Origin of the sequence: Natronobacillus azotifigens, assembly GCF_026805325.1 — a bacterium.
In the GTDB taxonomy this organism is placed as follows: domain Bacteria; phylum Bacillota; class Bacilli; order Bacillales; family Amphibacillaceae; genus Natronobacillus; species Natronobacillus azotifigens.
In genome coordinates this window covers 1-12,799 of the sequence record NZ_JAPRAT010000005.1, presented here as the reverse complement: position 1 = coordinate 12,799, position 12,799 = coordinate 1, and the positions used below count along the sequence as shown (strand labels likewise).

Sequence of the window (12,799 nt, the reverse complement as noted above, 5' to 3'; positions counted from 1 at the left end):
AGGTGAAAGATAGTGGCTTTAGAAGAAAAAGAACGCATCATTATCCCAGATGAAAATGGTGAAGAACATTTATTTGAAGTATTATTTACTTTTGATGTAGAGCAAAATCAACAATCTTATATTGCGGTTGTTCCAGTGGAGCAAACAGAAGATGAAGAGCAAGAAGTGTTTGCTTTTCGTTATGAAGAGAAAGAAAATGAAGACGATTTAGCTCTTTTCTCTATTGAAACCGACGAAGAATGGGATATGGTCGAAGAAATGCTTAATACGCTAATTGACGAGGAAGCATAATTAAACAAAATAGACATAGAAATGAGGATTCCGTAGTAAACATGGAATCCTTATTTTTTAGTATGCAACCAAACAGAGTGTGTTCATAGAGTTTTCGCCTTGACCTGCTTGTTTCTAATCTGTCAACTTTTTGAACACGTATAAATAGAGAAAAATATAGAAAAATTATAGAAATAATGTAGATTGTTGTAGTATAATGTAGCGGATGAGGGGAGGATTGAGAATGTCCAATTCTGAAGAAGAACAACATACACAGTTAAGTGAACAAAAAAATGAAGAAAATCAAGATCAGCGTATAAAAGATGAGAACACTAGTAATGATAAAGCTGAAGAGATAGAACAAGAAAAAAGTATGGAAAAAAATAATAGGAAGCAAACGAGAGAAGAGCGTTTTATACAACGTTGTAAAGATGCTAGTATCGTAAGAAAAATAGTCGCAATTACGATAACTGTTCTGACTATTCTAATGGTTTTTGGAGCTGTAAGAATATATAATTATGTTCAAAGTGGACTATCTCCTGTTGATCCTGATGATCAGTCAGTTGTTGAGGTGGAAATTCCGATGGGGTCTTCTTCTAGATCTATCGCTGAAATTCTGGAAGAAGAAGGCGTAATTAATGATGCGCTATTCTATCGATTGTATGTCAATATAAATAATGTTGGATCTTTTCAAGCAGGAAATTATGAGTTAACTCCAGCAATGACTTTAGAAGAAATTACCGAGATCTTGCAATCTGGAACCGTTCCTCCGTTATTTAGAGTGACCATTCCTGAAGGACGAACGATCGAGGAAATCGCAATACTCTATGAAAATGGGGCAAATATTGATGCGGATGAGTTTTTGGATCTAATGCGTGATGAGGAGTATATTGAAGGATTAATTGATGAATTTCCGAATATTCTTTCTGAAGAGATTTTGAATGAAGATATACGGTATGCATTAGAAGGCTATTTATTCCCTGCAACTTACCCATTTTACGAAGAAAATCCAACGATTGATCAAATAATACGAGATATGTTAAGACGAACAGATCAGGTAATCAGTAGTCATTTCGGTGAGATTGCACAGCTTGAACAATTCTCCGTTCACGAGATCATTACCTTTGCATCGATTGTTGAACGAGAAGCTCGTGACGAAGAAGAGCGAATGAAGATAGCAGGTGTATTCTACAATCGATTGGAAGAAGGAATGCGTTTAGAAACAGATCCAACTGTTTTGTATGCGTTAGGAGAGCACAGAGAACGTGTAATGTTTAGTGATCTAGAAGTTGAATCACCATACAATACGTATCGAGTACACGGCTTACCGGTTGGACCGATTTCTAATTTTGGGGAAAGCTCGTTGCGAGCGGTACTTGATCCAGCAAACACGAATTATTTATTCTTCGTTGCAGCTCCAGATGGAGAAATATATTTTTCAGAAACATTTGAAGAACATAGAGATTTAGCTAATGAACATTTAGATCGTGATCTATAATAGGGAAACTTGATATGTGTAGAGAAAATTGAATCACCTTCAATTTTAGTAATCGGAATAGATTAATGAAAACTGAACGTGGTTTACATTAGGATAATAGAGATCAGGGAGAGATTCTGCTCATCCCTGATCTTTCCTATTAAATGATTTTGACCATTAGTGAAACAAAAGTATGGATATTGGAAGTGTATAAATGAAAGATAATAAAATAGATCTTTATATTTCTAGTTTATTGGAACAATCAACAGATTGGGCAAAGCAACTAGAAGAATATGCAATAGAACAAAATGTACCCATTATGGAACCTACAGGCATTGCTTTTTTACAGCAGTTAATTCGTATCAAGCAACCCAAAAAAATCCTTGAAATTGGTACTGCGATAGGCTATTCTGCTTTACAAATGGTTCATGCTTATCCAGAATCAAAAGTATTAACGATTGAGCGTGATCAAGTTCGATTTGATCAAGCAAAAGAAAATATTAAGCAAGTAGGGTTCGAGCAACAAATTGAGCTAATATTTGGGGATGCTTTAGAAACTGAGGGGCAAGTCTTAAACCATGCTCCTTTTGATTTGTTGTTTATTGATGCAGCAAAAGGTCAATATCAGCGATTTTTTGAATTATATACACCGATGTTAACAGAAGATGCTGTTATCGTAACAGATAATGTGTTATTTAAAGGCTTTGTTGCTGAACCTAATCAAGAAAACAAACGAATACAAAAAATCGCAGATAAAATTTCTAAATATAATCATTGGATTGCGAATCAAAAAGATTATCATACGATTATCTTGCCTATAGGGGATGGAATAGCAATTACAACGAAAAGAAAGTAAAGGGGTTAGGCTATACAATGAATGAAAAGCAAAAACCAATCGTAATTGGCGTAGCAGGTGGATCTGGTTCGGGGAAAACTTCCGTCACAAGATCAATCTGTCAGCGTTTTACAGATAAAACAATCTTAGTTATGGAACAAGACTTTTATTATAAAGATCAATCTCACTTACCTTTTGAAGAACGTTTAAACACAAATTACGATCATCCATTTGCTTTTGATAATGACTTATTGATTGATCATCTTCAACAATTACTAGCACACCAACCAATTCAAAAACCGATATATGATTACAAAAATCATACACGATCTGATGAAGTGCTATCTGTAGAGCCAAAAGAAGTAATAATATTAGAGGGGATTCTTGTACTAGAAGACCCAAGATTGGTTGACTTAATGGATATTAAAGTTTTTGTTGATACCGATGCTGATTTACGTATTATACGAAGACTATTACGCGACATGAAGGAACGTGGTCGCACAATTGATTCTGTACTTGAACAATACTTAACTGTTGTTCGACCAATGCACCTGCAATTTATTGAACCAACGAAACGATATGCAGATATTATAATTCCTGAAGGTGGAGAGAACTTGGTTGCTATTGACCTGTTAGCAACGAAAGTCGAGATGATTTTAGCAAAGAATAAAGAAGTAAGTAAATTTATCTAATTATAGAATTCAATTAAAAAATTTTGCATCTTCAAAGTTTTTCTTAATAAAAGTATTGAAATTAAATCAAAAATCTGCCATAGTATTGGTTAGTAACTTTCATTGACTAGTTACGCTATTTTTAAAGTGAATTTTACATATAAGAACTTACTTAAGAATAGATTGAACTAGATATATTGAAAAGATAATTGAAAATTGGCTTGGAATTAAAGGAGTGTATCGAATGGCTGTAGAGAAAAGCTATTATATGACACAAGAAGGAAAAGAAAAGCTAGAAAAGGAATTAGAGTTTTTAAAAACAGAACGACGTCAAGAAGTGGTTGAGCGTATAAAAGTTGCACGTGATTTCGGTGATTTATCTGAGAATTCGGAATATGATGCAGCGAAAGATGAGCAAGCTTTTGTTGAATCCCGAATTGCTCAGGTAGAGAATATGATTCGAAATGCAGTAATTATAGAAAACGATGACTCAGAAACAAATATTGTGTCTTTAGGGAAAACTGTTACCTTTCAAGAGTTGCCTGATGGTGATGAGGAGACGTATACGATTGTAGGAAGTGCTGAAGCGGATCCATTTGAAGGGCGTATTTCGAATGATTCACCAATTGCTAAAAGCTTAATTGGATGTGAGGTTGGTCAAGAAGTTTCTGTACCAACGCCAGCTGGCGAAATGCGAGTAAAGATCGTAAGAATTGATTAATTTGCAATTTTTTTCATACTACGTAACGAAAGGGTGACCTATTTAATAGGTTACCCTTTATGTATAGATGCTAATGGAGGATTCATTTAGGCTATTAGATTCCTCTTGTTACTATCGAAATAACTGTCTTTAAAAGAGTCCGATGCAACTGCTATTGAAATCAAACGATTAGATGAAAGAATAACTAATTCAAGCTTTTTTAGGGTTCGAACTTTAGACTAAATACTTATTTTTCTATTGGAATAAATACCATTTTATAAATAATTTTTAAATATACTAGGATTATTGGTTCTATTGCCAGAATATAATATAATAGCAAAGAAGAGGAGGGGAGAACTGGATGGAAGATGACTATCAATCCTACACTCGTTTAACGCGATTTGAAAAAAAACGAAAAAACACGAAATGGTTATCTGTTTTTATAACAATCGGAGCTATTTTTATCGTTGTATTAATTGGAATTTTTATTTTTCCTAGTGGGGATAATGAAGATTATGAAGCAGAAGTGGTGAATGGAGAAAATGATTCCATAAAGGAAGATAACAATAATGATCCCATATCAGATTCAGATAGCAATGAAGTAGACAATCCAGAGGGCGAGACAGATACGAATACAACTGATAATGACTATCAAAACCCAGATGATTTTCAATTGGAGTTAGTGGAAAGTGATGATGACAATGTGATTCAAGCATATACTTCCACATGGAATCCGATTCAAACAATTCAATCAGAGCCTCATTCTATTACTTGGGAGCAATCCTCACAGGATTGGAAGGAAATGATGCAAGCTGCTGAACTTGCAACAGGGATTCAAGTGGAGGAAATGTACTATTTATGGGTTTCTGGTAATGGGCCACAGAGTGTTATCGCCACATTTTCTGATGGTTCCTTTGATAATCATTATCGAGTTTACTTAACATGGATAGAAAATCAAGGATGGAAACCAGAAAAAGTGGAGTTATTAAGAGAGCATGATCAGCTTCATCGCTTTGATTCTGATCGTGTTTCTTCAGAAGTAGAAGAAGACAATGTTGAATAAAGAGGGGTAATAATTGTGACAATTGGTATTATTGGTGCTATGGACGAAGAAATTGCGTTATTAAAGGAAAGCATGACCATAGATAGTGAAGAAACAGTAGCGAATTGTATTTTTATTAAAGGTAAAATGGCAAAACAACATGTTGTTTTGTTGAAATCTGGAATTGGTAAAGTCAATGCTGCTATGGCTACATCGATTTTACATGAAAGATATCAACCATCGGCAATTATTAACACGGGATCTGCTGGTGGTTTTGCTCCTGATTTGGATGTAGGTGATATTGTTATTGGGAATGAAGTTGTTCATCACGATGTGGATGTAACTGCTTTTCAGTATGATTATGGACAAGTTCCTGGTTTGCCAAAATCTTTCGCAGCTGATCGAGAATTAATTACACTTGTCGAAAATTCGATTGCGAATTTTAATCAAGTAAAAAGCAAACAAGGTGTTATCGCAACTGGGGATGCTTTTATGCAAGATCCTAATCGTGTAGCATTTGTTCGTTCGAAATTCCCATCATTAATTGCTGTGGAGATGGAGGCCGCTGCAATTGCACAAGTTTGTCATCAATATCAAACACCTTTTGTCATAATTAGGGCATTATCTGATATTGCAGGGAAAGAATCCTCAGTATCTTTCGATAAGTTTTTAACTCAAGCAGCAAAGCATGCTGCAGAATTAATTATAGAAGTTGTTTCGAAATTTTAGTGATGACGAGAAAGTAGTATTTTACTACTTTCTCTATTTTTCATTACGATAATATTCATGAAAGACTTTCATTAATGCTCGTTTTTCTATTCGTGATACATAACTTCTTGAAATGTTTAATTCTTTGGCTATCTCTTTTTGGGTACGTTCTTTTTCGCCACCTAATCCGTATCTGCTAATCAACACCTGTTTTTCGCGTTTGTCTAAAATGGATAAGTACTTTTGAATTTTGGCGACTTCCATATTCAGTTGAATAAATTCAACGATATCATCGTTCTCTGCTTGAAGAATGTCAATTAAGCTTATTTCGTTTCCCTCTTTATCTTGGCCTATGGGATCCTGCAAGGAGACATCTTTTTTTGTTTTCTTCATAGCACGTAAATGCATTAAGATCTCATTTTCTATACAACGAGCAGCATAGGTAGCTAATTTGGTACCCTTATCCGTGGAGTAACTTTCAATTCCTTTAATCAAACCGATCGTTCCAATCGAAATTAAATCTTCCGTGTCTTCTCCGGTATTTTCGAATTTTTTTACAATGTGTGCGACAAGACGTAGATTATGTTCAATGAGCTTATTTCTTGCATCTGGATCTCCCGCTAGCATCTTTTTGATATAGTGTGCCTCTTCTTTTTTATTTAAGGGGAGTGGGAACGCATGGTTCTTTACATAAGAAACAAAAAAAAGCGCATCCTTCATAATTAAAGCGAGTGCACTTAAGATAGTGGACATAAATCTGCACCTCCAAAGCATTTGGGCTTTTGCCTATACCGTACTTTATGATAAAGAGGTGCAATATGTGTCTGTCCTAACCATATTTGATGAAATGATGTTTAATTAGCAATGAATTGGATGCGATGGGAAAGCAATCTTCGTTGAATCTCTTGTTCGATCAAGCGAATAAATTCAGGGTTGAGTTTCAACTCGTAAGCTTTATAATACGACTCAATTAATAATTCATCGGATAACTGTTTCAACTTACTCCCCTCCAATCACATAGTTTTCGTCTATTGCTTCTGCCGATTCTTTAAGTTATTCATAACATAACAAATAAATTTGATCGACACAAGATACAAGTTATCTACAAATACCTGTAGATAACCTGTTAACAATACATAGAAAAACTATGAGAATAGGTGTAAAGACAGGGGTAGATTTGTGTATAATGTTATCCACAGACTCGAATAAATATGGAATTTGTCGAACGATTTATTGTAATTTTTACTAGTTATATTTGCATATAATAATAATTTTTGGTTTTTTTCACGAATAGTTTTGAAACAAAGCGATAAATTGTTTATGATAAATAAGTACAATAAACTACTTCTAGTTTAATTTAAGGTGGGAGAATAATTTGTTAAAAAAATTTTTGCCTAATCAGCACGTAAAAAGTATTAGTGAAATAAGTCCATCAGACTTGAAAAAGCAAGGGATGAAAGGAATCATTACAGACTTAGATAATACGTTAGTTGCTTGGAATGAACCAGATGCAACTCCAGACATTATTGATTGGTTTAAAATAATGGAAGAAAACGATATTAAAGTTACTATTATCTCGAATAATAAAGAGTCTCGAGTACGAATATTCTCTGAGCCGTTAAAGGCTCCCTTCGTTCACAGTGCACGTAAACCGCTAAAACGAGCATTTATTCGCGCTGCTAAAGAAATGGGGTTGAAAAGGGAAGAAATTGTTGTTATTGGAGATCAAGTTTTGACAGACGTTTTCGGTGGAAATCGAGCTGGATTTCATACAATATTAGTCGTGCCAATTATAAAGACAGATGATAAGATAACGAAATTCAACCGTAAGATGGAACGTAGAATTTTGGATAAAATGAAGAAAAAGGGGTGGGTGACATGGGAGGAATAGAGAACGAAGAGACGCTTTGTCAAGGATGTGGTGTCAATATTCAAACAACAGATAAAACACAACCGGGATTTGTTCCCGCTTCGGCATTAAAAAACGACATCATCATTTGTCAGCGTTGTTTTCGGTTAAAACATTATAATGAAGTTCATGATGTCCCGTACACAGACGCTGATTTTCTTGAGATGATCGGTAGAATCAGTCAAACAAAAGGTCTGATTCTAAAAATTGTAGACGTGTTTGATTTTAATGGTAGTTTTATTAAGAGTTTACACCGATTAACTGGGAATAACCCGATCCTTTTAGTAGCAAATAAAGTAGACCTATTACCAAAATCAACAAACATAAATAAATTGAAGCATTGGATGAAAAAATCTGCTGCTGATTTAGGTTTAGTCGTACAAGATGTATATTTAGTCTCCGCAAATAGCGGACGTGGGTTTGATGAGGTCAAAAAGGCTATTGAAGCTTATCGGAAAGGTCAAGATGTTTATGTTGTCGGTGCTACAAACGTTGGTAAATCTACTTTTATCAATCGACTGATTGATGAAACTTCTGGTACAAAGGATGCGATCACAACATCCTATTTTCCTGGGACGACACTAGGCTTTATCGAAATTCCTTTAGATGACAAAACTGCTCTTTATGATACACCAGGAGTGATCAATCGTGGACAAATCACGCATTACTTATCCAATGAAGATATTAAGCAAATTACACCAAACAAAGAGATTAAACCACGTGTATACCAATTGCAACCAGGTCAGACATTGTATATTGGTGGGCTAGCTCGTTTTGATTTTGTAAAAGGAGAGAAACAATCGTTTGTTTGCTATTTCGCGAATTCGATTGAAATACATCGGACAAAATTAGAAAATGCGGAGTCTTTATATGAAAAACATTTAGGAGGGTTATTGACACCACCTAACGAAGCTAGTTTGGATCAATTTCCAGCTTTACAAGAGAAATCATTTAAAATATCAGGCAACAAGACAGATATTGTTTTCCCAGGTTTAGGGTGGATTACGTTATCAGGAGAAAGTGTAACAATTTCTGCTTCCTCTCCGTATGAAGTACCTGTATCGAAAAGAGATGCGCTTATTTAACAGGTAACATAATGGACTCGAGAGAGATTTAGTCATATAAAGTGAAACTTCAATCAGTGGGGGTTTTTAAGTATTCCCCCACTGATTGTTAGCCCTAAAGGATGACCTAAAGGCCCTTGAACCATTCGGGGTGCTAGCGTCCGTTACTCCCACTTAAACAACTTGATATTCTTGTTGTTTTGAAGTGGGAGTCTTACGGACGGTTGCTCCGGGATAAATAAGGTAATCAGGAGGAGGGGAGAAGTGCGATGAAGTTAGGTTTAATTGGATATCCCATTCAACATTCATTGTCACCGTGGATTCATAAGCAGTTTATGCAACAAATAGAAATGACGGGAACATATCAATTATACGAAGTTGAACAAAACCAGCTAGCTGAACAATTAAGTCAAATGAAAGCTGAACGTATTAATGGGTTTAATGTTACGGTACCATACAAACAAATGATTATTCCTTATTTGGATGAATTAGATGTTCATGCAGAACAAATTGGTGCAGTAAATACAGTTTTACAACGAGATAATCGATGGATAGGGTATAATACGGATGGGCTAGGTTACATTACAGCACTAAAAACGAAATACCCGGAGTTATTTAGTGGGGACAAAAGGGTATTGTTATTAGGTGCAGGAGGAGCAAGTAGAGGTATTTTTTATACTCTCTGTCAAGAACCATTTGAAGCTATTGATATTGCTAACCGAACTCTTGACAGAGCAGATGAACTATTGATTTTAAATCATTCAAACCAAATTAAGGTAACAACATGCACTTACGAAGATGCAGAAAAATCTCTGTCACAGTATGATCTTATCATTCAAACAACCTCTGTAGGAATGAAACCTAATGTTAACTCACAAGTTATCTCGATGAATAATGTAAAAAGAGGTGTAGTGGTTAGTGATATTGTTTATCAACCATTCTTAACCTCTTTATTAGATGACGCTAAACAGCAAGGAGCTAGGATACATCATGGTCACGAGATGCTTCTTTACCAAGCGAAATTAGCATTTCAATTATGGAGTGGCAAGCAAGTTAATGCGGAAAAAATTGAAGTAGCATTTATGGAACAAATCAAAAATGTACGAAACTAGAAAGGATGATTTTTTTGTTAACAGGTAAGCAAAAACGATTTCTACGGGCAAAAGCACATCATTTACGTCCTATTTTTCAAGTAGGTAAAGATGGTGTGAACGAAAATATGATTACGCAGATCAATGAGGCTCTGGAAAAAAGAGAATTAATTAAAATTAGTATCTTGCAAAATTGTTTAGAAGATAAAGATGAAGTTGCAAATGATTTGGTCAATGGAACTGATGCAGAATTGGTTCAGATTATCGGTAATAACGTAATTTTGTACAAGGAGTCAATGGAGAATAAACAGATTCAATTACCATAAGGAGTAGACTATGAAAAAAGTAGGTTTGTTGGGAGGAACGTTTGACCCACCTCATCTCGGACACCTTCTCATTGCAGAAGAAGTATATGAACAATTAAAATTAGATGAGGTATGGTTTATTCCTTCTGGAGAACCACCTCATAAAGAAAAAGCTAGTGTATCTGCTCGTGATCGTGTGGACATGGTTGAAAGTGCTATCCAAGATAATCACCACTTTTCAATCAATACCATTGAAGTCAATCGTTTAGGTAAATCCTATACGGTAGATACGATAGAAGCATTATTGAAAGAATATCCTAATAACCAGTTTTATTTTATTATCGGAGCTGATATGGTTGAATATTTGCCAAAGTGGAGCCGAATAGATAAATTAATAGAACAAGTACAGTTTGTTGGTGTGAAAAGGCCGGATTATGAATTAAACACGACTTATCCAATTATCGCATTGGATATTCCCGAATTAGCCATCTCTTCGACAGAAATTCGGAAAAGACTGGCTAATAATCGTTCGATTCGTTACCTTGTCCCAGAGAAGGTCTTGGAAGTAATTAAGGAGCGGAAATTATATGAATCGTCATGATGCGTTAAAATTAGTAAAGCCACATCTTGCAGAAGAACGTTATGCGCATACAGAACGTGTAACAGATACTGCGATCCGGTTAGCAAAAATATATGATGAATCAGAACAAGCTGTTATGCTAGCCGCAGTTTTTCATGATTACGCAAAATATCGGGATCAAAAGGAAATGCGAAAAATTATCGCTGATTCAGATTTGCCAAATGATTTATTAGCTTATCATCATGAATTGTGGCATGGTCCTGTGGCATCACTATTAATTAGTAAAGAATTCGGCATTGATAATCCCGACATTATAAGTGCAATCAGATGGCATACAACGGGTACAATAAACATGCAGCCGATTGATAAGATAATTTATTTAGCTGACTATATTGAACCAGGCCGGGATTTTCCAGGACTAGATCAAGTTCGGCAATTTTCAACAAATAATTTAGATTATGCATGTTTTTTAGCGGTGCGTAATTCTATCTGTTTTTTATTGAATAAAGAGCGGTTAATATATCCAGATACGCTTTTCATGTATAATGATTTAAATCAAAAATTGGGGGATCACAAGAATGGATAATGAGGAAGTTGTAAAATTAGTCGCAAAAGCGGCAGATGATAAAAGAGCAAATGATATTATTGCTTTAAACATGCAAGATGTCTCTGTGATGGCAGATTATTTTCTGATTTGTGATGCAAATAGCGAGAGGCAAGTACAAGCTATTGCAAGGGAAATTAAAGAGCAAGCAGAAGAAAATGAAATTCCAGTAAAACGTATCGAAGGATTGGATCAAGCACGTTGGATCTTAATAGACTTAGGTGATGTTGTATGTCATATTTTCCATCAGGAAGAACGAAATTATTATAATTTAGAACGTTTATGGGGCGATGCGGCACTTGTTTCGTTTGACTTTTCTATCGAGGAAAAATAATGACATATAATAAAATGGCTGCGGTATATGATACGTTTATGGAGCAAGCTCCTTATGAAGAGTGGTGTAACTTTACGATTCACATGATTAATAAGTATCGCCCAAATCAAGTTAATAAAATCGTTGATTTGGGTTGTGGTACTGGTCAAATTGCTTGCCAACTCGCGGAAGCTGATTTTCAGCTGACAGGTATTGATTTAGCGCCTGATATGCTAAGTCAAGCTGCTGCTAGATCGAGCGAAGAAAGTTTATCCATTCAATGGATTGAACAAGATCTTCGGAGTTTGTCTAGTTTAGCGGATTTCGATTTGGCAGTTAGTTATTGCGATGTTATAAATTACCTCACGAGTAAGGCTGAAGTTAAGAAAACATTTGATAATGTTTATGACTTATTAACGAGCGATGGGTTGTTTATCTTCGATGTTCATAGTATGAGTTATGTTGAAAATGCATTAAAAGATCAGGTTTTCTCGGAAGTCTTTGATGATCTGGCTTATATATGGTTTTGTGAAGGAAGTGAGAATAAGGGAGAAATGTTTCACGATCTCACTTTTTTTGTAGAAGAAGACGGTAAATATGATCGATTTGATGAACGGCATCATCAATATACTTTTCCCTATACTGTTTACAAAGAAATTTTAGAATCAGCCGGTTTTATCTTAGAAGGTATTTATGGAGATTTTTCTCTAGAAGTGCTCGATCAAGATCAGATTGAGGAAGCACAACGGTTATTCTTTGTGTGCACGAAACAAGCTAAATAGTTCGAACTTATATGCTCTTTCAAGAAGTGATTGCTTAGCTCAATCCATGTCTTCTTGGAGAGCTTTCTGAAAAGATCGTTTGTTACTTTCCGGTAGCAGCCGATCTTTTTGGTTCTAAGTGAAATGACGTCATTTGTATGAATGTTAATGCCACTAACGTAAGAAGTGGCGAGTATATGATGAGGTTAGAATTTGAGTAGAGCTGCAACCTAGGCAGAAGAAGTGGTTATGCCTAGGTTGGAGCCAAAAAAGAGCTGTAACCTCGTCAAGATAGCCGATCTTGCTTAGGTTGGGGGCAAAAATGGGTCTAACCTCGTCAAGATAGCAAATCTTGCCTAGGTTCAGGGCAAAAAAATGCTACAACCTCATAGGAATGCTCACTTAAACTTAGAATCGCTACCTCACAGTTCTTAGAAAATGTTCTATAAGCTTCTTATAATTCTAAGTA

At 35.3% G+C, this 12,799-nt stretch carries 17 protein-coding genes; 15 read left to right on the top strand and 2 right to left on the bottom strand.

Annotated features, from left to right (window positions below; translation table 11 throughout):
• Nucleotides 1-12 precede the first annotated feature (12 nt).
• The 7 genes from OWO01_RS03795 (at nt 13) to mtnN (ending at nt 5,724) form a co-directional block, all read left to right on the top strand.
• A complete protein-coding gene (locus tag OWO01_RS03795; protein WP_268779104.1) occupies nt 13-291 on the top strand; it encodes a DUF1292 domain-containing protein in 279 nt (92 codons plus the stop codon).
• A 223-nt stretch (nt 292-514) separates the two neighbouring features.
• Complete coding sequence (gene mltG / locus OWO01_RS03790; RefSeq protein WP_268779103.1) at nt 515-1,768, top strand: endolytic transglycosylase MltG; 1,254 nt, start codon at nt 515-517, stop codon at nt 1,766-1,768.
• A gap of 193 nt (nt 1,769-1,961) precedes the next feature.
• Nucleotides 1,962-2,603 carry an O-methyltransferase gene (locus OWO01_RS03785; protein WP_268779102.1) on the top strand — a complete coding sequence of 214 codons (642 nt, stop codon included), beginning with the start codon at nt 1,962-1,964 and terminating at the stop codon, nt 2,601-2,603.
• Nucleotides 2,604-2,620: 17 nt separating this feature from the next.
• Nucleotides 2,621-3,274, top strand: coding sequence for a uridine kinase (udk, locus tag OWO01_RS03780; RefSeq protein ID WP_268779101.1), 654 nt, complete (start codon nt 2,621-2,623; stop codon nt 3,272-3,274).
• 223 nt (nt 3,275-3,497) lie between these two features.
• A complete protein-coding gene (gene greA, locus OWO01_RS03775) occupies nt 3,498-3,974 on the top strand; it encodes a transcription elongation factor GreA (RefSeq protein WP_268779100.1) in 477 nt (158 codons plus the stop codon).
• A 340-nt stretch (nt 3,975-4,314) separates the two neighbouring features.
• Entirely contained in the window at nt 4,315-5,016 is a 702-nt protein-coding gene (locus OWO01_RS03770; RefSeq protein WP_268779099.1) for a YrrS family protein, read from the top strand.
• A 15-nt stretch (nt 5,017-5,031) separates the two neighbouring features.
• On the top strand, nt 5,032-5,724 hold the full coding sequence (gene mtnN / locus OWO01_RS03765; protein WP_268779098.1) for a 5'-methylthioadenosine/S-adenosylhomocysteine nucleosidase: 693 nt from the start codon (nt 5,032-5,034) through the stop codon (nt 5,722-5,724).
• A gap of 33 nt (nt 5,725-5,757) precedes the next feature.
• Here the strand turns inward: mtnN and sigK are convergent, their stop codons facing one another.
• Nucleotides 5,758-6,456, bottom strand: coding sequence for an RNA polymerase sporulation sigma factor SigK (sigK, locus tag OWO01_RS03760; RefSeq protein ID WP_268779097.1), 699 nt, complete (start codon nt 6,454-6,456; stop codon nt 5,758-5,760).
• A 101-nt stretch (nt 6,457-6,557) separates the two neighbouring features.
• Complete coding sequence (gene sda, locus OWO01_RS03755; RefSeq protein WP_268779096.1) at nt 6,558-6,701, bottom strand: sporulation histidine kinase inhibitor Sda; 144 nt, start codon at nt 6,699-6,701, stop codon at nt 6,558-6,560.
• A gap of 377 nt (nt 6,702-7,078) precedes the next feature.
• On the opposite strand from sda, the gene OWO01_RS03750 reads away from it, so the two are divergent.
• The 8 genes from OWO01_RS03750 to OWO01_RS03715 all read left to right on the top strand — a co-directional run bounded on the left by OWO01_RS03750 (nt 7,079) and on the right by OWO01_RS03715 (nt 12,351).
• Complete coding sequence (locus tag OWO01_RS03750; protein ID WP_268779095.1) at nt 7,079-7,594, top strand: YqeG family HAD IIIA-type phosphatase; 516 nt, start codon at nt 7,079-7,081, stop codon at nt 7,592-7,594.
• On the top strand, nt 7,582-8,697 hold the full coding sequence (yqeH, locus tag OWO01_RS03745) for a ribosome biogenesis GTPase YqeH (RefSeq protein WP_268779094.1): 1,116 nt from the start codon (nt 7,582-7,584) through the stop codon (nt 8,695-8,697). The genes OWO01_RS03750 and yqeH overlap by 13 nt, the downstream gene beginning before the upstream one ends.
• Before the next feature lie 248 nt (nt 8,698-8,945).
• A complete protein-coding gene (gene aroE, locus OWO01_RS03740; RefSeq protein ID WP_268779093.1) occupies nt 8,946-9,788 on the top strand; it encodes a shikimate dehydrogenase in 843 nt (280 codons plus the stop codon).
• 14 nt (nt 9,789-9,802) lie between these two features.
• On the top strand, nt 9,803-10,093 hold the full coding sequence (gene yhbY, locus OWO01_RS03735) for a ribosome assembly RNA-binding protein YhbY (RefSeq protein ID WP_268779092.1): 291 nt from the start codon (nt 9,803-9,805) through the stop codon (nt 10,091-10,093).
• 10 nt (nt 10,094-10,103) lie between these two features.
• Nucleotides 10,104-10,673, top strand: coding sequence for a nicotinate-nucleotide adenylyltransferase (locus OWO01_RS03730; RefSeq protein ID WP_268779091.1), 570 nt, complete (start codon nt 10,104-10,106; stop codon nt 10,671-10,673).
• Nucleotides 10,660-11,238: a bis(5'-nucleosyl)-tetraphosphatase (symmetrical) YqeK gene (yqeK, locus tag OWO01_RS03725; protein ID WP_268779090.1), complete on the top strand. Its 579-nt coding sequence runs from the start codon at nt 10,660-10,662 to the stop codon at nt 11,236-11,238. Before OWO01_RS03730 ends, yqeK begins: the two co-directional genes overlap by 14 nt.
• Nucleotides 11,231-11,590, top strand: coding sequence for a ribosome silencing factor (gene rsfS / locus OWO01_RS03720; protein ID WP_268779089.1), 360 nt, complete (start codon nt 11,231-11,233; stop codon nt 11,588-11,590). Before yqeK ends, rsfS begins: the two co-directional genes overlap by 8 nt.
• A complete protein-coding gene (locus OWO01_RS03715) occupies nt 11,590-12,351 on the top strand; it encodes a class I SAM-dependent DNA methyltransferase (RefSeq protein ID WP_268779088.1) in 762 nt (253 codons plus the stop codon). The genes rsfS and OWO01_RS03715 overlap by 1 nt, the downstream gene beginning before the upstream one ends.
• Nucleotides 12,352-12,799: the final 448 nt, after the last annotated feature.

What these genes read in the sequence shown, in the direction of transcription:
- rsfS (WP_268779089.1), top strand. Translation starts at nt 11,231, where the DNA reads ATGGATAATGAGGAAGTTGTAAAATTAGTCGCAAAAGCGGCAGATGAT.
- OWO01_RS03785 (WP_268779102.1), top strand. Translation starts at nt 1,962, where the DNA reads ATGAAAGATAATAAAATAGATCTTTATATTTCTAGTTTATTGGAACAA.
- OWO01_RS03715 (WP_268779088.1), top strand. Translation starts at nt 11,590, where the DNA reads ATGACATATAATAAAATGGCTGCGGTATATGATACGTTTATGGAGCAA.
- greA (WP_268779100.1), top strand. Translation starts at nt 3,498, where the DNA reads ATGGCTGTAGAGAAAAGCTATTATATGACACAAGAAGGAAAAGAAAAG.
- udk (WP_268779101.1), top strand. Translation starts at nt 2,621, where the DNA reads ATGAATGAAAAGCAAAAACCAATCGTAATTGGCGTAGCAGGTGGATCT.
- OWO01_RS03770 (WP_268779099.1), top strand. Translation starts at nt 4,315, where the DNA reads ATGGAAGATGACTATCAATCCTACACTCGTTTAACGCGATTTGAAAAA.
- OWO01_RS03730 (WP_268779091.1), top strand. Translation starts at nt 10,104, where the DNA reads ATGAAAAAAGTAGGTTTGTTGGGAGGAACGTTTGACCCACCTCATCTC.
- sigK (WP_268779097.1), bottom strand. Translation starts at nt 6,456, where the DNA reads ATGTCCACTATCTTAAGTGCACTCGCTTTAATTATGAAGGATGCGCTT.
- aroE (WP_268779093.1), top strand. Translation starts at nt 8,946, where the DNA reads ATGAAGTTAGGTTTAATTGGATATCCCATTCAACATTCATTGTCACCG.
- yqeK (WP_268779090.1), top strand. Translation starts at nt 10,660, where the DNA reads ATGAATCGTCATGATGCGTTAAAATTAGTAAAGCCACATCTTGCAGAA.
- yqeH (WP_268779094.1), top strand. Translation starts at nt 7,582, where the DNA reads ATGGGAGGAATAGAGAACGAAGAGACGCTTTGTCAAGGATGTGGTGTC.
- mltG (WP_268779103.1), top strand. Translation starts at nt 515, where the DNA reads ATGTCCAATTCTGAAGAAGAACAACATACACAGTTAAGTGAACAAAAA.